Below are 25,416 nucleotides of genomic sequence, written 5' to 3'. Positions count from 1 at the left end.
CCGAATCGAGGACGGCCGCAGCGTGGCCGTTGTACCGTAGCGGTACGCGCGGCCGTCGTGTTTACCAAAGACTTGCCGAATTAACCGTGAGTCCTCTTCAGTCTTCGACCAATTCGGTCGGATTCATCCCCGAGTCTTGGCGAGTAAATCGCTGGAACGAAACTTGATCTGAACCTCCCAGGGATCGCTGCGGTGTGTCGTGGTGAGACAATGGGAGGACAGCGGCATGAATGACGCCGTGGGAGTTTTGATCGTCGGCGAGCCCCTCGGAGTCGAGCCGGCCTTTCGTGCCGTCATCGAGCACGAGCCGCGCCTGCACACCTTGAGCGAGACCGAACTCTCGCAGGGACCGGCGCGCAAGGTCGCCCTGGTCTTCGTCGGATCGGAGCCCGAGCCGGGTCTCGTCGCGCGGATCGCGGCCCTCAAGGCGCGCGCGCCGGACCTGCACGTCCTCGTCGGTTTCGATGTCCTGCGGGCCGACCTCCTGACCCGGCTGATCGAGGTCGGGGCCGAGGCCTTCATCGCCCGCTCGGCGACGCCGCGCGACATGTGCGGCGCGCTCCTGAGCCTCGCCGCCGGCTCGGCCGGACCGGTTCCGGGCGAGGACGCCCCGGCCGCCGCCGCGCCCGTCGACGGCCTGACGCCGCGCGAGGCCGAGATCCTGCGCTTCCTCAGCGCCGGCTTCAGCAACAAGGAGGTGGCGCGCCGCCTGAACCTCAGCGTGCGCACCGTGGAGACCCACCGCCTGAACCTGCGGCGCAAGACCCAGACCGGGCGCCTCAAGGACCTCGTCGCCCTGGCTCGCCACCTCGGTCTCGCCCCGGTGGTCGATGCCGGTCCGGTCCGCGGCAGCGGCGGCGACCGCCCCCGGAGCCAGCTCACGAGCGCGTGCGCGGCCCGGCTCTGAGCCGGGCCGCGAGGCCCCTCAGGCGGGGGTGAGGCTTTCGTTGACCGCGGAGAGTGGACGCTTGGGCTTCTGCGCCATGTCGCCGCCGCGGATGGCTTCCTCCAGCGGCTCCGGTCCTTTGCGCAGGAGCTTGGCGAGGTAGTAGCTGCCGAACCCGAAGATGAAGGTGTAGGCGATCAGGAAGGCGATGAGCGAGGTGGTCACGGCGTTGACCGTCAGGGGCGAGTGCGCGTCGGCCGTGCGCAGCTGTCCGTAGACGATGTAGGGCTGGCGCCCGATCTCGGCGGTGAACCAGCCGAACAGCACCGCGCCGAAGCCGGACGGCGTCATCAGCATCGCCGCGTTGAGGAACCAGCGGTTCGTGTAGAGCGTGCCGCGCCAGCGCAGGTAGAGGCTCCACAGGCTCAGGCCCAGCATGGCCATGCCGATCGCGACCATGATGCGGAAGGAATAGAACACCGGCCAGACCGGGGGACGCTGGTCGCGGGGCACGTCCTTCAGGCCCGGCACCACGCCCGAGAAGTCGTGGGTGAGGATGAAGCTGCCGAGCCGCGGGATGCCGATCTCGAAGTCGTTCTTCTCCGCCTCCATGTTGGGGATCGCGAAGAGCAGCAGGGGCATGTTGTCCTGCCGGTCCCAGTTCGCCTCGATCGCGGCGAGCTTGGTCGGCTGCAGCTTGAGCACGGCGAGGCCGTGGGTGTCGCCGACGAAGATCTGGACCGGCGTGAAGATCACCGCGAACCAGAGCGCCATGGAGAGCGAGAGCCGGGCGCCCGCCACCTTCTCGGCCGGCTCCTTGCGCGCCCGCAGGATCATCCAGGCCGACATGCCCGCCACCGCGAAGGCGGTGGTGAGGAAGCAGCCCAGCACCATGTGGGCGTAGCGGATCGGGAAGGACGGGTTGAAGATCACCTTCCACCAGTCGGTGGCGATGGCCCGGCCGTTCTCGACGGTGAAGCCGTCCGGCGTCTGCATCCAGGAATTGGCGGACAGGATCCAGAAGGCCGAGATCAGGGTGCCGATCGCCACCATGCACGTCGAGACGAAGTGCAGCCGGTCGCCGACCCGGTCCCAGCCGAACAGCATGATCCCGAGGAAGCCGGCCTCCAGGAAGAAGGCCGTGATGACCTCGTACTGGATCAGGGGTCCCAGCACGTTGCCGGTGAAGTCGGAGTAGCGCGACCAGTTGGTGCCGAGCTGGTAGCTCATCACGATGCCGGAGACGACGCCGAGGCCGAACGAGACCGCGAACACCTTCACCCAGAACCGGTAGAGGTTCCGGTACATCGGGTTGCCGGTCCAGAGCCACTGCGCTTCCAGCCGGGCGAGGAAGCTCGCCAGCCCGATGGTGAAGGCCGGGAAGATGATGTGGAAGGCCATGGTGAAGCCGAACTGGATGCGTGAGAGCAGCAGCGCGTCGACTTCCATGGCGAACCTCGTCCGAAGCGGGGCCTTGAATCAGGGAACCCTGGAACAGCTATAGCGTGAAGAGGCCGGCGCTGCATCCGGTTCGCGCACCGCCCTGAGGCCGCACGATCCCCCCGGGTGGTCAGCGCCGCGGCAGCAGGCGGCGCGGGGCGCGGGCCAGGGTCGCCACCCCGAACAGGCCGAGGGCCACCACGCCCGTGAGCCCGGCGACGAGCAGGTCGCGGTCGCGGCTCGTCCAGTAGGCGCTGCGCGTGGACCTGGTCCGGTCCGAGAAGCGCCCGTCGATGCCCACATGGCCCGGGACCGGCGCGAACAGGTTGCCGGCCTTGTCGGGGGCGGGTTCGTCGGTGAGCTGGGCCGACCACATCGTGGCGGCCTTGGAATCGGCGTAGCCCGGCATCAGCGCCTGGGCCGCGGCCATCATGACCGTGCTGTGGCCGACCCAGACCTCGCGGCTCGGCTTGTCCGCCGTGGCCACGATGGCCTCGGCGCAGAGGCGCGGATCGTAGACCGGGTCGGGGGCGTACTGGCCGTGGCCGGTACGGTTGCGGGCCCAGTCGAACTGCGGGGTGTTGACGGCGGGCAGGTAGACCACGCTGAGGGAGACCTCCACGCGATCGTGGATCAGCTCGGAGCGCAGGGCGTCGGTGAAGCCCGAGACCGCGAACTTCGCCGCGCAGTACGGTGCCTGGAGCGGGGCCGCCCGGATGCCGAGGCCCGACGAGACCTGGATGATGGCGCCGCGGTTGCGTGGCTTCATGTGGCGCAGGGCCGCCAGCGTGCCGTAGACCTGGCTGAGATAGGTCGTCTCGGTGACGCGCCGGTACTCCTCGGGCGTGATCCGGTCGGCCGGGTTCACGATGGTCGCCATGGCGTTGTTGACCCAGGCCCGGATCGGACCGAATTCCCGCTCGATCCGCGCGGCGGCGTCGTCGACGGCCTGCGCATCCGTGACGTCGGCCGAGATCGCCAGGACGGGACGGCCATAGGCCGTCAGATCGGCCTCCGCGTCGCGCAGGCGGCCGACGTCGCGGGCGATGACCGCCACGGCCCAGCCCCGGCGGGCGAAGAGATGGGCGGTGGCGAGCCCGATTCCGGCGGTTCCCCCGGTGACGACCGCGACCTTCATGATGGTTTCATTCCCGTTCCACGACAGCCTGCGCCAACGGCCCAGGGGAGCGGCTGTTGCCGCGCGGCCCGCGTGCCCAATCGACACGGGCGGCGCGGGGGTATCCGAGCAGACGCCCTCCGCGCATCCCTCTTCCCTCTTGAGGGAAAGGGTGGCCCGCATCATCGGGTCGGGTGAGGGGAAGCGCGCTGCCCGGAGAGGTCGCTCCCTCTCCCGCCCCGCGGAGGAGGGACGGTTCGCGCGCCTGCGCGAGAAGTCCCGGAGCTTCGAATCAGGCGGCTCGGTCCTGTTGAGAACCCGTTGCCGACCCGCGGGCCCGGGAAGCGGCGCGCTTCGCCGCTCCCTTCGCCGCTCCCTTCGCGACGCGCTCGCCCGCCCCCGCATCCGAGAGGTCGCGGCCCTTGCCGTCCTTCACCTGCGCCAGCCGCGCCTGGAGCAGGCCGAGCACCGCGGCCTCCTCGGGCTTGAGCGCGGTCAGGTCCTCGCGCAGCTCGTCCTCCACCGCGTCCTTGATCTGCAGGAGGAGGGCGCCTTCGAGGTAGCAGTCGAGCACTTCGGGGTGGACGTAGCACTTGCGGCAGATGGTCGGCGTGTTGCCGAGCCGGGCGGCGACGCCCTCGATGGCGGCGCGCAGGTTCTTCTTGGCCTTGGCCTCGCTGTCGAAGGCCTCGAATTCCTGCAGCGCCAGGGCCGCCAGCACCGTCCCGGCCCAGGTCCGGAAATCCTTTGCCGTGATGTCCTGGCCGGTGATCTCGCGCAGATAGGCGTTCACGTCGGCCGAGGTCACGTCGCGTAACGTGCCGTCGGCGTCGCGGTACTGGAACAGCTCCTGGCCCGGCAGGTCCTGGCAGGCCTTGACGATGCGGGCGACGCGCCGGTCCTTGAGGCCGAGATCCCAGCTCTTGCCGCTCTTACCCTTGAACCGGAAGGTCAGTGTCGAGCCCTCGATCCGGGCGTGCCGGTCGCGCAGCGTCGTCAGGCCGAAGCTCTTGTTGGTGCGGGCGTAATCGTCGTTGCCGACCCGGATCAGGGTGGTCTCCAGGAGGTGGACCACGGTGGCCAGCACCTTCTCCCGGGGGAGGTCGCGCTTCGCCATGTCGGCATCGACCCGCGCGCGGATCGCCGGGAGCGCGTCGGCGAAGGCCATCACGTGCTCGAACTTGGTGAGGTCGCGGGCGGCCCGGAAATCCGGGTGGTAGCGGTACTGCTTGCGCCCCTTGGCGTCGCGGCCCGTCGCCTGGATGTGGCCGTTGGCGTGGCGGCAGATCCAGACGTCGGTATAGGCCGGCGGGATCGCCAGGGAGCGGATGCGCGCCAGGGTCTTGGCGTCCCGCACCGGCTGGCCCAGGGCGTCGCGATAGCCGAAGCCCGTCCCGCTCTTCCGGCGCGTCAGGCCCGGCATGGTGTCGTCGACGTAGCGCAGGCCCGCCTCCTCGGCGGCGTCGCGCGGATCGGCGACCGTGCCCTCTTCGTCGCGCGCCGTGGCCATGCGGGTCCCGTCCCTGCGGTGTCTGGTTCGTCGTCAACGGGTACGCGCCATGCCCTGTTCCGGACGGGGCATGCTACATCCCGTCCGATGGATACCCCCGCTTCCGGCGCCGCACCCCGCCGCCTCGTCCTCCTCGCCCCCGACGATGCGGGCTTCGCGGCCCGCTTCCTGCCCCTGGTCGCGGCGGCCCGGTCCGCCGGGCTCGCCGCCACGGTGGTGACGCGGGTGGACGCCCATCGCGGGGCGATCGAGGCGGCGGGCGCCCGGGTGGTGCCCTTCGCGCTGGGGACCTCGCGGCTCAACCCGATGGCGGCGGGCTACGCGGCGGGCCAGCTCGCCGGCATCCTCAAGGCCCTGGAGGCCGACCTCCTGCACGCCCTCGGCCTCCGGGCGATCGTGGTCGGCGGCACGGCGGCGGCGATGTCGGGCATCGCGGCGCGGATCTATCAGCCCGACGACCTCGCGGCCCTGAATGCCCGCACCGATGCCGGCGGGCGCCTGACGCGCTTCGGCCTGCGCCAGGCCTTGCGCGGCCCGCTCGCCACCCGGACCACCCGCTACCTCTGCGAGACCCCGGCCGATGCCGCCGCCCTGGGCCTCGACCCGGCCGATACGGCCCTCGCGCTGGTGGGCGCCGACGGCCTCGGAGCCGCCGCCGGCCCCCTCTACGGCGAGTTCGCCCGCGCATGACGCCCTCGGCCGATCCCCACGCCTTCATCCGGGCCAACACGGCGCTGCGCCCGGTGCCGCACGCGCCCGAGATCGTCCTGCACGTGGCCGACGAGGCCACCGCTTTGTGGCAGAAGACCGAGGACGAGCTGGAGGCGATCGGCCTGCCGCCGCCCTTCTGGGCCTTCGCCTGGGCCGGCGGGCAGGCCCTGGCCCGCTACGTCCTGGACAATCCCGGCCTCGTGGCGGGACGCCGGGTGCTCGACTTCGCCTCGGGCTCGGGCCTCGTCGCCATCGCGGCGGCCCGGGCCGGCGCGGTCCACGTCACCGCCAGCGACCTCGACCCCTTCGCGATCCCGGCCATCGGCCTCAACGCGGAGGCCAACGGCGTCGCGGAGCGGATCGAGGCGGTGGCGCGGGACCTCATCGGCTCCGATCCGGGCTCGGCCGTGGTGCTCGCCGCCGACATCTTCTACGAGCGGGACCTCGCGGCCCGCGTCACCGGCTGGCTCTCGGGCCTGCACGCGGGCGGCGCCACCGTGCTGGTGGGCGATCCCGGCCGCTCCTACCTTCCCCGCGACCGGCTCACGGAGCTCGCCACCTACACGGTGCCGGTGAGCCGCTCCCTGGAGGATGCCGAGGTCAAGCGCAGCAGCGTCTGGCGCTTCAGCGCCTGAGCCACCCCGGACGGAGGCCGGCTCAGAACCGGCCGCGGCGCCGCGCGTCGAGGCTCCAGGGGCCGGCGCCGGCGGCGGCGAGGTAGAGGAAGACGAAACAGAACAGGATCGCGGCATCGCCGCCGTTGAGCGCCGGGAACGGGCTCTTGGGATGGTGGGCGATGAAGTAGGCGAAGGCCATCTGGCCGGAGAGCAGGAACGCCACCGGCCGGGTGAACAGGCCGAGGATGACGAGCGCGCCGCCCAGGGTCTCCAGGACGGCGGCGAACCACAGCAGCGACAGGATCGCGGGGCCGGCCCCGCCGCCCATCCGCACGGGGAAGCCGAACAGCTTCTGGGTGCCGTGCTCGAGGAAGAGCAGGCCGGCCACGATGCGCAGGACGCTGAGGAGGCGCGGGGCCCAGGTCGTCGAGAGGCTGGCGAGGGACATGGACGGGGAATCTCCGGCGATGGGCGCGGCCGGGCGGACGGCGCCCGCGCGAAGCCGTCGAGCCATACCGCGCGGCACGGGACGGGGCGAGCCTCGGCGGACAATCCCGCGGGGATATCCGGCCCCGCGCCCCGCCTACATCCCGTCGTCGAAGTCCGGCGGGCCGAGGCGGCGCCAGGCGGCGGCGATGCGCTCGGGCTTGACGTCGAGGGCCTCGGCGCAGGCGAGGAGCGTCGTCTCGTCGCTCATGATATGGTCGAGGATGCCCGCCAGGAATCCGGGGTCCTGCGCGCTGGCCCGCAGGGTCTCGGGCGTCGCCCCGGTGGCATTGAGGAAGGCGAACAGGCGCTCGTCGTCGGTCGCCATCCAGGCGAGGGCCGCCAGGGCCAGGCCTTCGGCGGAATCGTCCGCGCTATTGGGTTTGCGTTTCGTCAACATGTATCCGCTAAATCTCCTGGGGCGGGGCATGCGTCGAACGACATTGGGCCGTCCACGCACCGGGAACAACGGGCCATGAAGAAGACCGTGCTCATCGTCGAGGACAACGAACTCAATATGAAGCTCTTCAACGACCTGTTGGAGGGACATGGCTACGCCACGCTGAAGACGGCCAACGGCATCGAGGCGATCGAGCTCGCGCGGGCGCACCGCCCCGACCTCATCCTCATGGACATCCAGCTGCCCGAGGTCTCCGGCCTCGAAGTCACGAAGTGGCTCAAGGAGGACGACGACCTCAAGGCCATCCCGGTGATCGCGATCACGGCCTTCGCCATGAAGGGCGACGAGGAGCGCATCCGCGAGGGCGGCTGCGAGGCCTACCTGTCGAAGCCGATCTCGGTGGCGAAGTTCCTCGCCACCGTCCGCCAATACCTCGGCGACGCCAGGACCGCCTGAGCCCGCCGCCTCGCTCAGTGCGTCCCAGACGGCCCCGTAGAACGACCCTGCGCGAGGAACGATGTCGGCCCGAATTCTGATCGTCGATGATCTCTTTCCGAACGTGAAGCTCCTGGAGACGAAGCTCTCGTTGGAATACTTCGACGTCGTGGCGGCGATGAACGGCCCCGATGCGCTGACCATCTGCGAGAAGGGCCTCTGCGACCTCGTCCTCCTCGACGTGATGATGCCGGGCATGGACGGCTTCGAGGTCTGCCGCCGGCTCAAGAGCAATCCCAACACGGCCCACCTGCCCGTGGTGATGGTCACCGCCCTCGACCAGCCCTCCGACCGCCTGCGCGGACTCGATGCGGGCGCCGACGACTTCCTGACGAAGCCCATCGACGACACGGCCCTGTTCGCCCGCGTGCGCAGCCTCGTGCGCCTCAAGGCGGTGACGGACGAGCTGCGCTCCCGCGCCATGGCCTCGCGGGATTTCGGGATCGGCGACCCCCTGGCCCTCGCCGCCGCCGAGACCGGCCTCGACGCCTCGATCCTCCTCGTGGAGGACCGCCCCGGCTCGGCCGACCGCCTCGCGGCGGCCCTGGGCCAGCACCACACGCTCACCGTGGAGGCCGACCCGCACAAGGCCCTGGTGCTGGCGGCGGAGGGCACGTTCGACCTCGCCCTGGTCAGCCTCGACATCCAGGGCTTCGACGGCCTGCGCCTGTGCAGCCAGCTGCGCTCCCTCGACCGCACCCGCCTGATGCCCGTGATGATGATCGCCGAGGAGCACGACCGCGCCCGGGTGATCCGGGGCCTCGAATTCGGCGTGCACGACTACCTGATGCGGCCCGTCGACCGGAACGAGCTGGTGGCCCGGGTGCGCACCCAGGTCCGCCGCCGCCGCTTCTCGGATGCCCTGCGCGGCGCCGTCCAGGCCTCGATGGAGCTCGCCGTCACCGACGGCCTCACGGGCCTGCACAACCGGCGCTACCTCGACAGCCATCTCGGCGCGCTGTTCGGCGAGGCGGCCCTGCGCAACCGCCCCGTGGCCGCCCTGATGCTCGACATCGACCGCTTCAAGACGATCAACGACACCTACGGACACGAGGCCGGCGACGAGGTGCTGAAGGCCTTCGCCGAGCGCATCCGCACGCATACCCGCGGCATCGACATCGTGGCCCGCTACGGCGGCGAGGAGATCGTCATCATCCTGCCGGATGCCGAGGCCGAGGGCGCCTACGCCATCGCCGAGCGCATCCGCGAGCGCATCGAGGCGGTGCCGTTCTCCATCCACCGCGACACCCGCACCGTGGCGGTGACCGTCTCCATCGGCGTGGCCTGGCGCCGGGCCGAGGATGCCGGGCCGGCCGACATGCTCAAGCGCGCCGACCTCGCCCTGTACCGGGCCAAGAGCACCGGCCGGAACCGCGTCGAGGCGGCCGCGGCCTGAAGGCCCGGCCCGAATCCTTGCAGGGGGCGTCCCGGCGGGGCGCCCCTCCCGAAAGGGGGCCGCTACTGCAGCTGGTGGCCCTTCTTGGCCATCTCGGCGCGCACGCGGACCATGATGTATTCCGACACGTCCTGGGTCCAGGTCTGCATCGCCTGGACCATCTCGTCGAGCACCTGCGGCTGGGTCTCGACGTAGCGCTTGCCGGCGGGCGAGCGGAAGAAGGTCGCGATCTCGTTGAGCTCCGCCTCGGACAGGCGCGAGGCGTAGATCCGGGCGGCGACGTCGATCATCGACTGCTTCTGCATCTCCATCTCGGGTTCGAGGGAGGCCAGCACCCCGTCGAGGTCCTTGGTGAGCTCGGGCCGGGTCACGGAACCCTGGCGGATGCGGTCGCTGAAGGCCGGGATGATCGAGTCGAAGGACCGGGCGATGCCGGAATTCAGCATGACCTCGCGGGCGAGGGCGAGGTGGGTCGCCGAGTAGGCCGGAATCTGCGCGGCGGGGGTGCTCGGTGCCGGTGCGGCGGCGGGGGTCGGCGGCTTGGCGCCGGGCTTGGCCGCCGGCGGCTTCTGCGCCGGGGCTTGGGCTTGGGCTTGGGCACTCAAGGGCGTGCTGGCGAGGACGAGGGCGGCCAGGGCGGCGAGGCGGCGGGACATGTCGGACGCTCCGGGATGGATTCGGCGAAGGGGATGAGGTGAGGGGAGAGGGACGGCCACCTGCGCTCAGACGGTGCCGAGCCGGCTCACCACCGCCTGCCCATCCCGCGCCTCGGCCAGGATGGCGCCGGTGGCGAGGCCGAGGAACAGGCCGTGTTCGACCACGCCCGGCACCGCCCAGAGGGCACCCGAGAGAGCTTCCGGGTCGGGGATGCGCCCGAGACGGGCGTCGAGGATGTGATGGCCGCCGTCGGTGACGAAGGGCGCGCCCTCCCGGGACCGCAGGACGAGTTCACCGGTGCAGCCGCTCGCCCGCAGGGCGGCGGCGACCGCGCGCCGGGTGGCGCCGAGCCCGAAGGCGTTGACCTCGATCGGCAGGGGAAAGGCGCCCAGGGTCTCGACGCGCTTGGCGGCATCCGCGATCACCACCATCCGCCGGCTGGCGAAGGCGACGATCTTCTCGCGCAGCAGCGCGCCGCCGCCGCCCTTCACGAGGCGCATCGCCCCGTCGATCTCGTCGGCCCCGTCGATGGTGAGGTCGAGTTCGGGCATCTCCTCCAGGGTGGCGAGGCGGATGCCGGCCGCCTCCGCCGCGACCCGGGTCGCTTCCGAGGTCGGCACGCCGACGACGTCGAGGCCGGCGCGCACGCGGGCACCCAGGAGTTCGACGAAGACGTTGGCGGTGGAGCCGGTCCCGATCCCGAGCCGCATCCCGGGGGTGACGAGATCGACGGCGACCTCGGCCGCCGCGCGGCGCAGATCCGGCCCGCTCACGCGAAGACTCCGGTGTCCGGGAAGTGGGGGGCGTGAGGCATGGGACGGCTCAGGCGTGGGACGAGGCGGCGGGAAACGGATCGGGCGGCGCGCCGCCGCTGGGCGGGCGCGACCGGGTGCCCCTAGCACGCCGGGCGGGCCGGTCCAACGCGGCGCGCGCCGGGATCGGGGGAGGGGGCGGTCAGGGACGCGTGCCCTGGGGCGGCGTGGCGCTCGGGCCCGCCCGGCCCGGGGCGGCGCCGGTGGCCGGCGCCTCGTCGGCGCCCGGTCCCGCAGGGTTCGCCTGCGCGGTGCAGACCACGGCCTCCTTCTGCAGCTGCACGTAGCAGATGCTCATCTCGCCGGTGCGGTAATTGACCCGGAAAACCCCCGCCTCGCGGGTGTGGCGGGAGGCCACGAGGCCGTATTCCGAGGGCGCCTGCGCGCTCGCCCCCTCGCCGGCGCCGTAGCAGACGGTGACGCCGACGCTGCCCACCGCGCCCTCGCGCAGGCCGTACTGGCAGGACGTCACCTCCCCCGTGACCTTGTCGACCCGGTAGACGCGGTTGAGGTCGATCTGGGGCGCCGGCACGAACTCGAAGGAGGCGGCCCAGGCCGGTGCGGCGAGCGCCGGGAGCAGGCCGGCCGCCAGGACGAGGATCCGGGCCGGGCGGGCGGACGGCGGACGCGGGAGCGAACGCATGGGAATCGAGCGCATCGGGGGCCTTCGTGAATGCTGAGTTGCGCGGGGCGGCGGGTTTCGGACGGACGACGGTGCTGCGCTAGCGCGGCCTTGCGGCGCAACCGTGGCCCGCCGGATCGCCGCGCGAAAGCGCGGAGCGCCGCCGCGGCGGGGGAAGCCGGTGAAAACACGGTTCGATCCCGCACCCGCGCGGTGCCCGCGCGGTGAACCCGCTGGCGTCATTCCGCCAACATGCTAACGGGGTTGGCCATGTTCGACGCCGTCGCCGCCCTCAAAGATGTTCTCGAGAATCTCGACCGCGACGCCCGCGAGGCGACGCGCCTGCGGGCGGTGCTGGTGCCGGAACTCAGGCGGGTGATCGAGCTCGGGCGCGCCGATGCCGAGGAACGCCTCCTGGAGGAGCGCGACGGCATCGCCTGCGCCCGGCGCCTGAGCCGGCTCACCGACGCGGTGATCCGCACCATCCACGACGCGGTGGTCTGGCGGCTCTATCCGAACGACAACCCGTCGACCGGCGAGCAGCTCGCCGTGGTGGCCACGGGCGGCTACGGCCGGGGCACCATGGCGCCGGGCTCGGACATCGATCTCCTGTTCCTGCTGCCCTACAAGCAGACCGCCTGGTCCGAGAGCGTCGTCGAGGCGATGCTCTACGTGCTGTGGGACCTCAAGCTCAAGGTCGGCCACGCCACCCGCTCGGTGGAGGAGTGCCTGCGCGAGGGCCGGGCCGACATGACCATCCGGACCTCGCTCCTCGAGGCCCGCTACCTGTTCGGCACCCGCGTCCTGTTCGAGGAGCTGGTCACCCGGTTCGACACCGAGCTGGTGATGTGGACCGCGCCCGAATTCGTCGAGGCCAAGCTGCGCGAGCGCGACACCCGGGTCTCGAAGGCGGGCGCCTCGCGCTACCTCGTCGAGCCCAACGTCAAGGACGGCAAGGGGGGGCTGCGCGATCTCAACACCCTGTTCTGGATCGCCAAGTACACCTACCGGGTCCGCGACCAGAGCGAGCTCGTGGCCGCCGGCCTGTTCACGCCCGAGGAGTACCGGGTGTTCGAGCGCTGCGACGAGCTCCTGTGGCGGGTGCGCTGCCACATGCATTTCGTCACCGGCCGGGCCGAGGAGCGCCTGTCCTTCGGGCTGCAGCCGCGGATCGCCGAGCGCTTCGGCTACGAGCCGCGCGGCGGCCTCTCCGGCGTCGAGCGCTTCATGAAGGCCTACTTCCTCATCGCCAAGGAGGTCGGCGACCTCACCGCCATCGTCTGCGCGGCGCTGGAGGCGCGCCACGCCAAGCGCACGCCGGTGCTGGACCGCTGGATCGGCCGGTTCCGGGACCGCTTCCGCGCCACCGCCATCGAGGCGGAGGACTTCGTCGACGACCACGGCCGCATCAACCTGCGCGACGCCGACGCCTTCAGCCGCGACCCCGTGAACCTGATCCGGCTGTTCTGGCTCGCCGACCGCCACAACCTGCCGATCCACCCCGACGCGACGCGCGCGGCCAACCGCTCCCTGCGCCTCATCGGCCATTCCTTGAGGGCGGACGAGGAGGCCAACCGGCTCTTCCTCGACATCCTGACCTCGAAGAACTCGCCCGAGACCATCCTGCGGCTGATGAACGAGGCCGGCGTGCTCGGCCGCTTCATTCCGGATTTCGGCCGCATCGTCGCGATGATGCAGTTCAACATGTACCACCACTTCACGGTGGACGAGCACCTGCTGCGCGCCATCGGCGTGCTCTCGGCGATCGAATCGGGCCGCACGGAGGAGGAGCATCCGCTCGCGAGCCGGCTCATCGACACGATCAGCCACCGGCGGGCGCTCTACGTCACGGTGCTCCTGCACGACATCGCCAAGGGCCGGCCGGAGGACCATTCCATCGCGGGGGCGGCGATCGCCGAGAAGCTCGGACCCCGCTTCGGCCTCACCCCGGCCGAGACCGAGATGGTGGCCTGGCTGGTGGAGCACCACCTGCTGATGTCGATGACCGCCCAGAGCCGCGACCTCTCGGACCCCAAGACCATCGAGAAGTTCGCCGGGGTCGTGCAGACCCTGGAGCGCCTGAAGCTCCTCACCATCCTCACGGTGGCCGACATCAAGGCGGTCGGCCCCGGCGTCTGGACCGCCTGGAAGGGGACCCTGATCCGCACCCTCTACGACGAGACCGAGGTGGTGCTGTCGGGCGGCCATTCCGAGATCGCCCGCACCGACCGGGTGCGCCTGATCCAGATGGCCCTGCGCGAGCAGCTGAACGGCTGGGACTCGCAGACCTTCGACGCCTACGCGGCCCGCCACAACCAGGCCTACTGGCTCAAGGTCGACACCACGCGCCAGTTCAAGCATGCCGGCTTCGTCAAGGCGCTGACGGCGGAGGGACGCACCGTGGCGACCGTCGCCGAGACCGATCCGGTCCGCGGCGTCACCGAGCTGACGATCTACTCGCCGGACCATCCGCGCCTGCTCGCCATCGTCACGGGGGCCTGCGCGGCGTCCGGCGGCAACATCGTGGACGCGCAGATCTTCACGACCACGGACGGCTTCGCCCTCGACTCCATCTTCATCTCGCGCGCCTTCGAGCGCGACGAGGACGAGCTGCGCCGGGCCGCCCGCATCACCACCGCCATCGAGAAGGCCCTGCGCGGCGAGATCCGCATCGCCGACCTTGTGGCGGACAAGCACCCGCCGAGCGAGCGGACGCGGACCTTCCTGGTGCCGCCCGACATGGCGATCGACAACGCCCTGTCGAGCCGCGAGACCGTGATCGAGATCACCGGCCTCGACCGGCCCGGCCTCCTCTACGAGCTGACCACGGCCCTCAGCCGGCTCAGCCTCAACATCACCTCGGCCCACGTGGCGACCTTCGGCGAGCGGGCGGTGGACGTGTTCTACGTGACCGACCTCACCGGCACCCGGGTCACCCAGCCCGACCGCCAGGTGGCGATCCGGACCGCCGTGATGGAGGTCTTCGCCGGCGACGTGGCGGCCCTGCGCGCGGAGGGGCTCGACGCGCTGATCGATTCGCCGCCCCCGCGCGAGGCCTGAGCGGGCGAAGACCACGCGGGGGGGCGGTTCTCCGCGCCCGGGCGCCCCGCGCTTGATTTCACGGCGGCACGGCCTGATATCAGCGCGAACCCCGACACTCTCCGACGAAACCACATGATGGCGAACGACATGCACGACGAGCGGCGCGACCCGGCCCAGACGGTCGAGGAGACCCAAGGAGCCGCGCAAGCTGGGGCCGCGCAGGCCGAAGGTCCGGCCTCCGGCGAGGCGCCGCAGGCCGACGCCCTGGCGCCCCTCCTGGCCGAGCGCGACGAGCTGAAGGACCGCATTCTGCGCACCCTGGCCGAGATGGAGAACCTGCGCCGGCGCACCGAGCGCGAGGTCGCCGATGCCCGCGCGTACGCGGTGACGAACTTCGCCCGCGACCTCCTGAATTCCGCCGACAACATCCGGCGCGCCCTGGAGAGCATCCCCGAAGCGGACCGGACCGGCGCGGACGGCGCCTTCAAGGCCCTGATCGACGGGATCGAGCTCACCGAGCGCGACCTCGCCAAGACCCTGGAGCGGCACGGCGTCAAGCTGATCGAGCCGAAGGGCCAGCGCTTCGACCCCAACCGCCACCAGGCGATGTTCGAGGTGCCCGATCCCGAGGTCCCCACCGGCACCGTCGTGCAGGTGATGCAGGCCGGCTACATCATCGGCGACCGGGTCCTGCGCCCGGCCCTGGTCGGCGTGGCCAAGGGCGGACCGAAGCCGGCCGCCAACCCGGCCGACGCGGCCTGAGCGCGACGCCGACCCTCCCCCCTCTGCGGGGGAGGGTCGGCGTCGCGGAGCAGGCGGGAGAGGGGAGGCGACTTCTCCGGATAGGGCGCTCCCCTCTTGCGGGACTTCGTCCCGGCCCGACCCTCGCTGGCCCCTAACGCAGCTGCACGCTGTCGACGACCTCGCGGAACTTCGCCAGCACGCCCTCGCGCATCTCGGCCTTCACGACGCCGACCGCCCGCAGGTAGCCGTCGGGAGCGAAGCGGATCGTCTGCGAGATGACCACCGGCGTGCCCGAGGCCGAATCCACGGCGCGGGCCACGATCTCGTGCCAGTCGACGCCGTTCTGGCGGTAGCTCTGGGCGCGCTCGATCACGAAGTCCTTCATCGTCTGGTTGGAATAGAGCGCGGCGCGCGCGAAGGCGTCGCGCTGCTCCGTGGCCGGCGGAGGCTGCACCGCCTGGGCCAGGACCAGGATCGGCTGCTCCAGGCCGAGCATCTCGTCCTTCGACCCTTGCGTCAGCAGCACCGAATTGCCGGCCAGCACCCGCACCGGGCGGAAACCCGCCTCGTTGCCGATCCGGAAGGGCAGCGCGGCGACCTGCTGCTCCAGGGTGAGGGCCGGACGGATGTGGATGCCGGTCAGCAGCCGCTTCATCGTCTCCTCGGTCTCGGCATCGGGCGTCGCCTGCGCGATGATGATGCCGGTCACGGTCGGGTCGCCCACGAGGAGCATCCACTTCTTGATCGCCGGGGTGCCGGCCGATTCCACGGCCGGCTGATCGCCCGTGAACAGCACCGCGTCGACGTCGCCCGCGACCTTGATGGCCTGCCGGCTGGCGACGACGAAGCCCTGGGCCTTCAGGTTCTCGTCGGTGAAGTTGGTCTCGAGGTCGGCGAAGGCGTTGGCCGGCAGTTCCACCACCGAGACCGTCGCGCCGCCTTCCACCCGCTCCAGGCCGGAGAAGCGCTTCGAGGGGACCATGTCGGAGGGCGGATCGAAGCCGAAGCGCGAGCTCGGCGGGAAGACCGGGTCGGCCGCCAGCGCGGGGCTCGCCAGTCCCAGGGCGAGGACCAGGATGGAAACCGGACGGACGAGGTTACGCAGACGCATCGAATCGGTTCTCCGCAAGGCCCCGGGCAGGTCCGCCGGCCCGCTCCTCACGGGGCAGGCCCGCGGTGAGGCTGACGCGATGGGTCGACCCACGCCCCGCCGCTGTCAAGCGTCCGGGGGCCGCGTCACGCGTCGCAGGGTCAGGTTGCAGCGCCCGCCCGGCGGAAGGAAATCCGGGCGCGGGCCGGGGGCGGCGCCCTGGAGCAGGTCCGGCGCCTCCGCGACGAGGCGGTCGATTCCGTGGTGGATCAGCCGGGCGGGACCGCCGATCACGAGCGCGTCACCGGCCCGCAGGCGCACCGAACGGGTCGGGTCCGCGCGCTGCAGGCCGCCGTAGCGGAAGAGGGCGGTGGCGCCGAGGGACAGCGAGACGACGGGCGCGTCGCGGGCGTCCTCGTCCCGATCCTGATGCAGGCCCATGCGGGCGCCGGGCTCGTACAGGTTGACGAGGCAGGCCTCGGGCGGGGCGGGATAGCCCGACAGGGCCTCCCAGGCGGAGAGGGCCACGGGCGGGATGGCCGGCCAGGGCGCGTCCGTCACGGGGTGATGCGGCTGGTAGCGGTAGCCCGCCCGGTCGGAGACCCAGCCGAGCGGCCCGCAATTCGACATCCGCACCGAGAAGGGCCGGTCGGTGCGGGGCATCCGCGGCGTGTAGGGGGGCGCGGCCGCGAGCGCGACCGCGAGTTCGCCGGCGAGGCGCGCCTGCGCCGCGCCGTCCAGGTAGCCGGGGACGTGGATCAGGCCGGGAACCAGGACGATCCCGGCCGGCGCGTGGGACGCCACGGACGCGGCGGTCAGACCTTGTGGTCGATGTCGCGCTCCAGCACCGCCTTGCTCTCCACCGTGGTGTCGGCCTTGAGCTGATAGACGAGGGGGATGCCGGTGGCGATCTCGAGGCTGGCGATGGTCTTGGTGGTCATGCCGTCGAGCACCATCACGAGGGCGCGCAGGGAGTTGCCGTGGGCGGCCACCAGGACGCGCTCGCCCGCCATGACGCGGGGCAGGATGAACTGGATGTAATAGGGCAGCACGCGGGCGGCGGTGTCCTTCAGGCTCTCGCCGCCGGGGGGCGGCACGTCGTAGGACCGGCGCCACTGGTGCACCTGGGCGTCGCCCCAGCGCTCGCGGGCATCGTCCTTGTTGAGGCCGGAGAGGTCGCCGTAATCGCGCTCGTTCAGGGCCTCGTTGCGGATCGTCTCGAGCCCGCCGAGGTCCATCTCCTCCAGGATCAGCGCGCAGGTGCGCTGGGCGCGCTTCAGGTTGGAGGTGAAGGCCACGTCGAAGCCGTAGCCCTGCTCCTTGAGCCAGCGCCCGGCGGTGCGGGCCTCCTCGACGCCGAGATCCGTCAGCTCGGGATCACGCCAGCCCGTGAACAGCTTCTTGAGGTTCCAGTCGCTCTGGCCATGGCGAGCGAGGACGAGAAGGCGATCCATCGGGGGATGATCCTCTTGGTCATTGAGACCGCACGGCCGCGGCGAAGGTCCGGGCGGCGGACGATGTTGCAGCGCAGCGAAGGCGCCTGCGCCGGCTCATGCGCGCGTCAATCTGAACGGCAGATGACGAAACGTACCTGCCGAACGGGGGCTCCATACTAAAGCCCCAGGACGTCATCCATCCCGTAGAGGCCGGGCGGCCGGGCGAAGGCCCAGAGCGCCGCCCGCACGGCGCCGCGGGCGAAGATCGCACGGTCCTCGGCGTGGTGGCTGACGGTGATCCGCTCGCCCGGGCCGGCGAAGACCACGCTGTGATCGCCCACCACGGTCCCGCCGCGCAGGGTGGCGAAGCCGATGTCGCCGGGCCGGCGCGCGCCGGTATGTCCGTCGCGGGTGGAGACCCGGGTGTCGGCGAGGGCGACGCCGCGCCCTTCCGCGGCCGCCTCGCCCAGCAGCAGGGCGGTGCCGGAGGGGGCGTCGACCTTCATCCGGTGGTGCATCTCGACGATCTCGATGTCGAAATCCTCCCCGAGGGCCGCCGCCATGCGGCGCACGAGGCCCGCGACGAGGTTGACCCCGAGGGACATGTTGCCCGAGCGCACGATGCGGGCGTGGTGGGCGGCCGCGCCGAGCCTGGCGAGATCGGCCTCCTGCAGGCCGGTGGTCCCGACCACGTGGACGATGCGGGCCTGGGCGGCGAGTTCGGCGAAGAAGGTGGTGGCGGCGGGCGCCGTGAAGTCGAGGACGCCCTCGGCCGCCGCGAAGACGGGCAGGGGATCGTCCGTGACCGCGACGCCGAGCGCGCCCACGCCCGCCAGCGTGCCGGCATCCTGCCCCAGAGCGGGGGAGCCTTCGCGCTCGATGGCGCCCGACAGGGTGCAGCCCTCGGTCTCCGCCACCGCGCGGATCAGCATCCGCCCCATGCGCCCGTCGGCGCCGACCACCACGAGCCGCATCGTCCTCAGCCTCCAGAGATTGTTGCCGCCTTCCGCGTCCGGGTTGCGGTACAGCCTCCGGCCGGACCGGACAAGGATCAGCGCCCCGCCTGCGCCAGCAGCGGCCCGAGCACGTCGGAGACGCCGTTCACGGTGATCTGCGTGCCGACGCAGAGGAGCAGGAAGGCGAAGAGGCGCCCGAGCACCCGCGCGCCCACGGGGCCGATCCAGGTCACCACCCGGTCGGCCGAGCCGTAGGTGAAGCGCACCAGCACGGCGATGGCGAGTGCGGCCAGGGACATGCCGACGTAGAAGCCGATCCGGTCCGGTCCCGGCGCGGGCCGGTTGGAGCCGAGCGCGATCGCCACCGCGATGGTGCCCGGACCGGTGGTGAAGGGCAGCGTCAGGGGGAAGAAGGCGATCTCCGCCAGGTTGCCGGCGGGTTCCCGGGTCGCCTCCGCCTGCTTGCGCGCCTCGCGCGCCTCGGGCGCCGTGAGCAGCGTCCAGGCCGAGGCCGCCACCACGAGGCCCCCGGCGATGCGCAGCGCGGCCAGGGAGACGCCGAAGAAGTTCAGGATCGGCGCGCCCGCCCAGAGGGTCGAGAGCATGATCAGGGCGGCGTAGAAGCCGATGCGCCTGGCGAGCTCCAGGCGCTCGGCATGGGAGTTCAGGGCCGTCACCTGCGCGAAGATCAGCGACGAGCCCACCGGGTTCACGATGGAGAACAGCGAGGAGAAGGCGAGCACGAAGCTCTGGAGCGCCGCCTCGGGCGCGATGAGATCCCACATCGGCTCAGCCCGGCGAGGGGGCGGGCACCAGCGCGCGGGCCGGTGCGAGGCGGGTCGCCCGGCGCACCCGGCGCACGGCGACGGGATGGTAGAGCTGCTTGGTGGCATCGACCACGTGCAGGCCGGCGAAGGGCAGCGACAGGCTGGTGCCCATCCGCTCCCAGGCCCCGGCGGTCCGCAGCAGCAGCCGGTTCTCCACCGGCGGCATGTAGAGCGTCTCGGCCCAGCCCTCGGGGGAGAACTGGGTGGTGCGCATCAGCCGGGCGAGCTGCGAGCGGCTGTAGGGCTGGCCGTGGCCGAACGGCGTCGCGTCGCGCCGGGCCCAGACGCCGCGCCGGTTCGGCACCACCAGGATCATGCGCCCGCCCGGGGTCAGCACCCGCCAGACGTCCTGCAGGAGCTCCGTCGGGCTCTCGACGGATTCCAGCGCGTGGACGAGGATCACCCGGTCCACCGCCGCCTCGGGCAGGGGCATCATGGTCGGATCGGCCAGCGCCGAGCAGGAGCGGCCGCTGCCGGGCCAGTTCACCACCCCCTGCGTCGCCGGCATGAAGGCCAGGGTCCGCTCGGCGATGACGTGGACGGGGCCGAGATAGGGCGTGGCGTAGCCGAGCCCGAGCACGCGCAGGCCGGAGACCGAGCCGAGGAAGCTGTGGATCGCGCGCGCCACGATGCGGTGCGTCACGCCCCCGAGGGGGCTCGCGTAGAAGGCGCGCAGATCGGTGACGTCGAGGCGCATGGATCGGGTTTCGGTACGGTCGCTCGGCGCGGGGAGCCGGCCGGGAGGCCACGATGCGAGAAAGGTCCGGCCGCATCAATGGGGGCCGCGCCCCGTCACGACAAGCCTGGATCGGCGGGACCCGCGAAGGACCGGGGGAAACGGCCCCTGGACCTGCCCGGTCCCGCACCCATTTCGCCTCCTACCGAAGTTGTCCGCGCCGAGGGTCGGCCGCACGTCGCGCCGGCGCCCCCGCGCCCCCCGATCCGGAAGGAAGCCCCATGACCGCCCAGAGGCCCGAGATCCGCACCTTCCTGTGCCGCAGCGACAATATCGGCGTCCTGATCCGCGACCCCGCCACCGGCGCCTGCGCCGCCATCGACGTGCCCGAGGCCGGCCCCGTGCTGGCGGCCCTCGACGCGGCCGGCTGGACCCTCACCGACATCCTCGTCACGCATCGGCACGGCGACCACGTCGAGGGCATCCCGGAGGTGAAGCGCCGCACCGGCGCCCGGGTGACGGCGCCCCTGAAGGCGGGGGCGGCCGTGCCGGAGGTCGACGCCACCGTCTCGGAAGGGGACGCGGTCCGGGTCGGCGACCTCGCGGCGCAGGTCTGGGAGACGCCGGGGCACTGCGCCGACCACGTCACCTACTGGTTCGAGGGGGCCGGCGTTGTGTTCGCCGGCGACACCCTGTTCACCCTCGGCTGCGGCCGGGTGATGGAGGCCGAGCCCGCGACCCTGTGGCGTTCCCTGGAACGCTTCCGGCCGCTGCCCGACGAGACCGCGGTCTATAGCGGCCACGACTACGTGCTCTCCAATGCCCGCTTCGCGCGGGCGGCCGAGCCCGGCAACGCGGCCCTCGCCGCCCGGGCGGCCGAAGCCGAGCGCGCCGCGGCGGAGGGCCGCTTCCTGATTCCCAGCACCATGGGCGCGGAGCGCGCGACCAATCCGTTCCTGCGGGCCGGCGAGCCGAGCCTCGCTCAAGGCGTGGATCTGGCGCCCGGAACCCAGCCCTCGGTTGTCTTTGCTGCATTGAGGGCCTGGAAGAACCGGTTCTGACTCGTTAAAGGGGCGTTACAGCGAGGCTGATGCTGTCATTGATATTGGCCACGTTGGACTTTCGGACGAGAAACCCGCTTCTCGCGAAGTGGACATGTCCGGGAGGCGTCGTCCCGTCCCTTCACGAGCCCTGGTGTCCGATTTGATGCAGCCGCCCGGCCCGCCCTTCGCCTTCGGGCACGAGATCGACCTCAGCGAGAGCAGGGGAAGCGAACCTTCGGAGGATCAGACGGCCCCCGAGAGCGCCGTCCGCATCACGGTGCCCCGCGTCGCCCGTCCGGCGCCGCGGACCACGGCCCCCCTGGCGGTGGATGCGCGCCTGCTCGCCGTCGCCACGGAACACCTCCGCCGCCTCGGCCCCAAGCGGGTCACCGTGGTGGCCGTCGCCGCCGAGGCGGGCATGACGCACGCCAACGTCTACCGCTACTTCCCCTCCAAGGACGCGCTGCTCGACGCTGTGGCTGGGCGCTGGCTCCGCGACGTCGAGGCGGAACTCGCCCGCATCGCCGACGCGCCGGACCCGGCCGACGACAAGATCGAGCGCCTGCTCACCGCCCTGGCGAGCGTCCAGCGCGAGACCCTGGTCCACGAACCCAACCTCTTCGCCGTCCACCTCGATGCCACGGTGGGCGCCCGCCCGATCGCCCGGCGCCATCGAGTGCGCCTGCGCAGTCTCGTCGAGCGCGTGGTCGAGGAGGGCATCGGCGCCGGCGCCTTCGTCGCCCGGGACCGCGAGCGGGCCATCGCGCACATCTTCGATGCCAGCTACCGCTTCACCCATCCGCTGGCGATCCAGCACGATGCCGACTTGCCGCGCGACCTCGTGGAGGCCCGCCTCGGCGCGGTGATTCTGGCCATCCAGAAGGTGCTGCGGACAGGCACGCTCTGAGCCTCCGTGACAGAATTTTACCGCTGTCACTTGGCCCCCATCGCCGCAGCGAATTCTGGCTCGCCTCTCTAAGGCACGGCGATCGCTGGGCTTTTCGCGGTGGGTCCCGGACGCGGCAGCGGGCCGGCTTGGCCCGAACCCTGCTTTGGCCTTCGTGTCTCGGTTGAAGCCCTGGGCCTTTTCGGCCACACACCGCGCAGCAACGCGCCGGTGGTTTTCCAAGCCTCCCAGCGCCGCGACCGCTACGCAAGGACCGGAGGTTCGTTTCCCCCATGGCACGCAGCAAGATCGCGCTCATCGGCGCTGGACAGATCGGTGGAACCCTCGCGCACTTGGCGGGCCTGAAGGAACTCGGCGACGTCGTGCTGTTCGACATCGCCGACGGCGTCCCGCAGGGCAAGGGCCTCGACATCGCCGAATCCGCACCGGTCGACGGCTTCGACGCCACCTACACGGGTGCCAGCGACTACGCCGCGATCGCCGGCGCCGACGTGGTGATCGTCACCGCGGGCGTGCCGCGCAAGCCCGGCATGAGCCGCGACGACCTGATCGGGATCAACCTGAAGGTCATGGAGGCCGTCGGCACCGGCATCAAGCAGCACGCCCCGGACGCCTTCGTCATCTGCATCACCAACCCCCTCGACGCGATGGTCTGGGCCCTGCAGAAGTTCTCGGGGCTTCCCACCCACAAGGTGGTCGGCATGGCCGGCGTCCTCGATTCCGCTCGTTTCCGCCACTTCCTCGCCGACGAGTTCAAGGTCTCGGTGGAGGACGTGACCGCCTTCGTGCTCGGCGGCCACGGCGACGACATGGTCCCGCTGGTGCGCTACTCGACCGTGGCCGGCGTGCCGCTCCCCGACCTGGTCAAGCTCGGCTGGACCACCCAGGAGAAGCTCGACGCCATGGTCGAGCGCACCCGCAAGGGCGGCGGCGAGATCGTCAACCTGCTCAAGACCGGCTCGGCCTTCTACGCGCCGGCCGCCTCCGCCATCGCCATGGCCGAGAGCTACCTGCGCGACAAGCGCCGCGTGCTGCCCTGCGCCGCCTACCTCAACGGCGAGTACGGCATCTCCGACATGTATGTGGGCGTGCCGATCGTGATCGGCGCCAATGGCGTCGAGCGCGTCCTCGAAGTGGCGTTCAACGACGACGAGAAGGCGATGTTCGAGAAGTCGGTCGGCGCCGTGAAGACCCTGATCGAGGCCTGCAAGGGCGTGAACCCCGCGCTCGCCTGAACCTGACCGTCGTTCCGGGGCGCCGCGAGGCGAGCCCGGAATCCAGAGCCGCCGATGCGGCAGGCTGGATCGCAACCTGTGTGTCTGGATCCCGGGCTCCGCTGCGCGGCCCCGGGATGACGTTGAGGGTCTTTCCATGAACATTCACGAATACCAGGCCAAGGCGGTGCTGAAGGAGTTCGGCCTGCCCGTTTCCAAGGGCGTGGCGATCTTCAAGCCGGAGGAGGCGGAGGCCGCCGCCAAGGAACTCGGCGGCCCGGTCTGGGTGGTGAAGTCGCAGATCCACGCGGGCGGCCGCGGCAAGGGCACCTTCAAGGGCGCCCCGGCCGGCGCCAAGGGCGGCGTGCGCGTCACCAAGTCCCTCGACGAGGTCAAGCAGTTCGCGGCCGAGATGCTGGGCCAGACCCTGGTCACGATCCAGACCGGCGACGCCGGCAAGCAGGTCAACCGCCTCTACATCGAGGAGGGCGCCCAGATCGAGGCGGAATTCTACCTCTCGATGCTGGTGGACCGCGAGACCGGCAAGGTCGCCTACGTCGTCTCGACGGAAGGCGGCATGGACATCGAGACGGTGGCGCACGAGACGCCGGAGAAGATCGTGACCTTCTCGGTCGATCCCGCCACCGGCGTGATGCCCCATCACGGCCGCCTCGTCGCCAAGACGCTCGGCCTCACCGGCGCGCAGGCCAAGGAAGCCGGCGATCTGACCACCAAGCTCTACGAGGCGTTCACCGCCAAGGACATGAGCATGCTGGAGATCAACCCGCTGGTGCTCACCGGCGACGGCCACCTCAAGTGCCTCGACGCCAAGATCTCCTTCGACTCGAACGCCCTCTACCGGCACCCCGACATCGTGGCCCTGCGCGACGAGACCGAGGAGGACGCCAAGGAGATCGAGGCCTCGAAGTACGATCTGGCCTACATCGCGCTGGACGGCACCATCGGCTGCATGGTCAACGGCGCCGGCCTCGCCATGGCGACCCTCGACATCATCAAGCTCTACGGCGAGGAGCCGGCGAACTTCCTCGATGTCGGCGGCGGCGCTTCCGAAGAGAAAGTCACGGCGGCCTTCAAGATCATCACCGCCGACCCGCAGGTGAAGGGCATCCTGGTCAACATCTTCGGCGGCATCATGAAGTGCGACGTGATCGCCAACGGCGTGATCGCGGCGGTGAAGGCGGTCGGCCTGCAGGTGCCCCTGGTGGTGCGCCTGGAAGGCACCAACGTGGAGAAGGGCAAGGAGATCATCCGGAATTCCGGCCTGAACGTGATCTCCGCCGACGACCTCGACGATGCCGCGCAGAAGATCGTCGCCGCCGTGAAGAAGGGCTGAGAGTACCCATGTCCATCCTGATCGACGCGAACACCAAGGTCATCTGCCAGGGCTTCACCGGCAAGAACGGGACCTTCCACTCCGAGCAGGCCATCGCCTACGGCACCAAGATGGTCGGCGGCACCTCCCCCGGTAAGGGCGGTTCCAAGCACCTCAACCTGCCGGTCTTCGACACGGTGGCCGAGGCGCGCGAGGCCACGGGCGCGACGGCATCGGTCGTCTACGTGCCGCCGCCGGGCGCCGCCGACGCGATCTGCGAGGCGATCCAGGCGGAAGTCCCGCTCATCGTCTGCATCACCGAGGGCATCCCGGTCCTCGACATGGTGCGGGTCAAGCGCGCCCTGGAGGGCTCGAAGTCCCGCCTGGTGGGACCGAACTGTCCCGGCATCGTCACCGCCGGCCAGTGCAAGATCGGCATCATGCCGGCCAACATCTTCAAGCCGGGCTCGGTGGGCATCGTCTCCCGCTCCGGCACGCTGACCTACGAGGCCGTGTTCCAGACCACCAATGCCGGCCTCGGCCAGACCACGGCGGTCGGCATCGGCGGCGATCCGGTGAAGGGCACCGAGTTCATCTCGATGCTCGAGCTGTTCCTCGCCGACGACAAGACCGAATCGATCGTGATGATCGGCGAGATCGGCGGCTCGGCCGAGGAGGAGGCGGCGCAGTTCCTACGTGACGAGGCCAAGCGCGGCCGAAGCAAGCCCATGGTCGGCTTCATCGCCGGCCGCACGGCGCCTCCGGGCCGCCGCATGGGCCATGCGGGCGCCATCATCTCGGGCGGCAAGGGCGGCGCCGAGGACAAGATCGCCGCCATGGAAGCGGCCGGCATCCGGGTCTCGCCCTCGCCGGCCCGCCTCGGCAGCACCCTCGTCGAAGTCCTGCGCGGCTGAGTCCTGCGCAGCTGACGCGCGGGGATCGCAGGCCTGCATTGCTCCGGCGTTCAGGTCCGCGACCCCATCTACGAACGAGCGACGC

At 71.2% G+C, this 25,416-nt stretch carries 26 protein-coding genes; 12 read left to right on the top strand and 14 right to left on the bottom strand.

Annotated features, from left to right (window positions below):
* Positions 1-226: 226 nt before the first annotated feature.
* Complete coding sequence (locus tag ACLBWX_RS08750) at positions 227-907, top strand: response regulator transcription factor (RefSeq protein ID WP_447676680.1); 681 nt, start codon at positions 227-229, stop codon at positions 905-907.
* 18 nt (positions 908-925) lie between these two features.
* On the opposite strand, the gene ACLBWX_RS08745 is transcribed toward ACLBWX_RS08750, so the two are convergent.
* From ACLBWX_RS08745 to ACLBWX_RS08735, 3 genes are all read right to left on the bottom strand, one after another.
* Positions 926-2,335: a cytochrome ubiquinol oxidase subunit I gene (locus ACLBWX_RS08745; protein ID WP_447676679.1), complete on the bottom strand. Its 1,410-nt coding sequence runs from the start codon at positions 2,333-2,335 to the stop codon at positions 926-928.
* A 121-nt stretch (positions 2,336-2,456) separates the two neighbouring features.
* Positions 2,457-3,464: an SDR family oxidoreductase gene (locus ACLBWX_RS08740; protein WP_447676678.1), complete on the bottom strand. Its 1,008-nt coding sequence runs from the start codon at positions 3,462-3,464 to the stop codon at positions 2,457-2,459.
* Between the two features lie 271 nt (positions 3,465-3,735).
* Positions 3,736-4,953, bottom strand: coding sequence for a DNA topoisomerase IB (locus ACLBWX_RS08735; protein WP_447676677.1), 1,218 nt, complete (start codon positions 4,951-4,953; stop codon positions 3,736-3,738).
* Between the two features lie 87 nt (positions 4,954-5,040).
* Here ACLBWX_RS08735 and ACLBWX_RS08730 point away from each other — a divergent pair, with 87 nt between their 5' ends.
* The gene (locus tag ACLBWX_RS08730) at positions 5,041-5,643 is read left to right on the top strand and encodes a hypothetical protein (protein WP_447676676.1); all 603 of its coding nucleotides are present in this window, start codon (positions 5,041-5,043) and stop codon (positions 5,641-5,643) included.
* On the top strand, positions 5,640-6,299 hold the full coding sequence (locus ACLBWX_RS08725; protein ID WP_447676675.1) for a class I SAM-dependent methyltransferase: 660 nt from the start codon (positions 5,640-5,642) through the stop codon (positions 6,297-6,299). Before ACLBWX_RS08730 ends, ACLBWX_RS08725 begins: the two co-directional genes overlap by 4 nt.
* A gap of 22 nt (positions 6,300-6,321) precedes the next feature.
* Here ACLBWX_RS08725 and ACLBWX_RS08720 read toward each other — a convergent pair whose 3' ends face one another.
* Entirely contained in the window at positions 6,322-6,729 is a 408-nt protein-coding gene (locus tag ACLBWX_RS08720; protein WP_447676674.1) for a DoxX family protein, read from the bottom strand.
* A gap of 135 nt (positions 6,730-6,864) precedes the next feature.
* Positions 6,865-7,167, bottom strand: a complete 303-nt coding sequence (locus ACLBWX_RS08715; RefSeq protein WP_447676673.1) for a DUF3572 domain-containing protein — start codon at positions 7,165-7,167, stop codon at positions 6,865-6,867.
* A gap of 75 nt (positions 7,168-7,242) precedes the next feature.
* Between ACLBWX_RS08715 and ACLBWX_RS08710 the strand changes: the two genes are divergently transcribed.
* Positions 7,243-7,623 carry a response regulator gene (locus tag ACLBWX_RS08710; protein ID WP_055946254.1) on the top strand — a complete coding sequence of 127 codons (381 nt, stop codon included), beginning with the start codon at positions 7,243-7,245 and terminating at the stop codon, positions 7,621-7,623.
* A 61-nt stretch (positions 7,624-7,684) separates the two neighbouring features.
* Positions 7,685-9,058: a PleD family two-component system response regulator gene (locus tag ACLBWX_RS08705; RefSeq protein ID WP_447676672.1), complete on the top strand. Its 1,374-nt coding sequence runs from the start codon at positions 7,685-7,687 to the stop codon at positions 9,056-9,058.
* A 62-nt stretch (positions 9,059-9,120) separates the two neighbouring features.
* On the opposite strand, the gene ACLBWX_RS08700 is transcribed toward ACLBWX_RS08705, so the two are convergent.
* The 3 genes from ACLBWX_RS08700 to ACLBWX_RS08690 form a co-directional block, all read right to left on the bottom strand.
* Positions 9,121-9,714 carry a DUF2059 domain-containing protein gene (locus ACLBWX_RS08700; RefSeq protein WP_447676671.1) on the bottom strand — a complete coding sequence of 198 codons (594 nt, stop codon included), beginning with the start codon at positions 9,712-9,714 and terminating at the stop codon, positions 9,121-9,123.
* 66 nt (positions 9,715-9,780) lie between these two features.
* The gene (gene rpiA / locus ACLBWX_RS08695) at positions 9,781-10,488 is read right to left on the bottom strand and encodes a ribose-5-phosphate isomerase RpiA (RefSeq protein ID WP_447676670.1); all 708 of its coding nucleotides are present in this window, start codon (positions 10,486-10,488) and stop codon (positions 9,781-9,783) included.
* Positions 10,489-10,669: 181 nt separating this feature from the next.
* Positions 10,670-11,185 (bottom strand): hypothetical protein, encoded by a 516-nt coding sequence (locus ACLBWX_RS08690; protein WP_447676669.1) that lies wholly within the window; start codon positions 11,183-11,185, stop codon positions 10,670-10,672.
* 234 nt (positions 11,186-11,419) lie between these two features.
* Here ACLBWX_RS08690 and ACLBWX_RS08685 point away from each other — a divergent pair, with 234 nt between their 5' ends.
* A complete protein-coding gene (locus tag ACLBWX_RS08685; protein ID WP_447676668.1) occupies positions 11,420-14,209 on the top strand; it encodes a [protein-PII] uridylyltransferase in 2,790 nt (929 codons plus the stop codon).
* Positions 14,210-14,323: 114 nt separating this feature from the next.
* On the top strand, positions 14,324-14,953 hold the full coding sequence (grpE, locus tag ACLBWX_RS08680) for a nucleotide exchange factor GrpE (protein ID WP_447676667.1): 630 nt from the start codon (positions 14,324-14,326) through the stop codon (positions 14,951-14,953).
* A gap of 133 nt (positions 14,954-15,086) precedes the next feature.
* Here grpE and ACLBWX_RS08675 read toward each other — a convergent pair whose 3' ends face one another.
* From ACLBWX_RS08675 to ACLBWX_RS08650, 6 genes are all read right to left on the bottom strand, one after another.
* Positions 15,087-16,046 (bottom strand): hypothetical protein, encoded by a 960-nt coding sequence (locus ACLBWX_RS08675; protein WP_447676666.1) that lies wholly within the window; start codon positions 16,044-16,046, stop codon positions 15,087-15,089.
* A gap of 105 nt (positions 16,047-16,151) precedes the next feature.
* Positions 16,152-16,829 carry an alpha-ketoglutarate-dependent dioxygenase AlkB gene (locus tag ACLBWX_RS08670; RefSeq protein WP_447676665.1) on the bottom strand — a complete coding sequence of 226 codons (678 nt, stop codon included), beginning with the start codon at positions 16,827-16,829 and terminating at the stop codon, positions 16,152-16,154.
* Between the two features lie 11 nt (positions 16,830-16,840).
* Positions 16,841-17,479: a 2,3-bisphosphoglycerate-dependent phosphoglycerate mutase gene (locus ACLBWX_RS08665; RefSeq protein WP_447676664.1), complete on the bottom strand. Its 639-nt coding sequence runs from the start codon at positions 17,477-17,479 to the stop codon at positions 16,841-16,843.
* A 158-nt stretch (positions 17,480-17,637) separates the two neighbouring features.
* Positions 17,638-18,435, bottom strand: a complete 798-nt coding sequence (dapB, locus tag ACLBWX_RS08660) for a 4-hydroxy-tetrahydrodipicolinate reductase (RefSeq protein ID WP_447676663.1) — start codon at positions 18,433-18,435, stop codon at positions 17,638-17,640.
* A gap of 77 nt (positions 18,436-18,512) precedes the next feature.
* Positions 18,513-19,202 carry a MarC family protein gene (locus tag ACLBWX_RS08655; RefSeq protein WP_447676662.1) on the bottom strand — a complete coding sequence of 230 codons (690 nt, stop codon included), beginning with the start codon at positions 19,200-19,202 and terminating at the stop codon, positions 18,513-18,515.
* A gap of 4 nt (positions 19,203-19,206) precedes the next feature.
* Positions 19,207-19,941: a class I SAM-dependent methyltransferase gene (locus ACLBWX_RS08650; protein WP_447676661.1), complete on the bottom strand. Its 735-nt coding sequence runs from the start codon at positions 19,939-19,941 to the stop codon at positions 19,207-19,209.
* Positions 19,942-20,201: 260 nt separating this feature from the next.
* Here ACLBWX_RS08650 and gloB point away from each other — a divergent pair, with 260 nt between their 5' ends.
* The 5 genes from gloB to sucD all read left to right on the top strand — a co-directional run bounded on the left by gloB (position 20,202) and on the right by sucD (position 25,331).
* The gene (gloB, locus tag ACLBWX_RS08645) at positions 20,202-20,981 is read left to right on the top strand and encodes a hydroxyacylglutathione hydrolase (protein WP_447676660.1); all 780 of its coding nucleotides are present in this window, start codon (positions 20,202-20,204) and stop codon (positions 20,979-20,981) included.
* Between the two features lie 145 nt (positions 20,982-21,126).
* Positions 21,127-21,870 carry a TetR family transcriptional regulator gene (locus tag ACLBWX_RS08640; protein WP_056471965.1) on the top strand — a complete coding sequence of 248 codons (744 nt, stop codon included), beginning with the start codon at positions 21,127-21,129 and terminating at the stop codon, positions 21,868-21,870.
* 272 nt (positions 21,871-22,142) lie between these two features.
* Entirely contained in the window at positions 22,143-23,105 is a 963-nt protein-coding gene (gene mdh / locus ACLBWX_RS08635) for a malate dehydrogenase (protein ID WP_447676659.1), read from the top strand.
* A 136-nt stretch (positions 23,106-23,241) separates the two neighbouring features.
* The gene (gene sucC / locus ACLBWX_RS08630) at positions 23,242-24,438 is read left to right on the top strand and encodes an ADP-forming succinate--CoA ligase subunit beta (RefSeq protein ID WP_447676658.1); all 1,197 of its coding nucleotides are present in this window, start codon (positions 23,242-23,244) and stop codon (positions 24,436-24,438) included.
* Between the two features lie 8 nt (positions 24,439-24,446).
* Complete coding sequence (gene sucD, locus ACLBWX_RS08625) at positions 24,447-25,331, top strand: succinate--CoA ligase subunit alpha (protein ID WP_447676657.1); 885 nt, start codon at positions 24,447-24,449, stop codon at positions 25,329-25,331.
* The last annotated feature ends 85 nt before the right edge of the window (positions 25,332-25,416 follow it).

Source organism: Methylobacterium sp. M6A4_1b, from assembly GCF_053345175.1.
The sequence above is the reverse complement of the archived record's forward strand: the minus strand, read 5'-3'. Positions and strand labels throughout refer to the sequence as shown.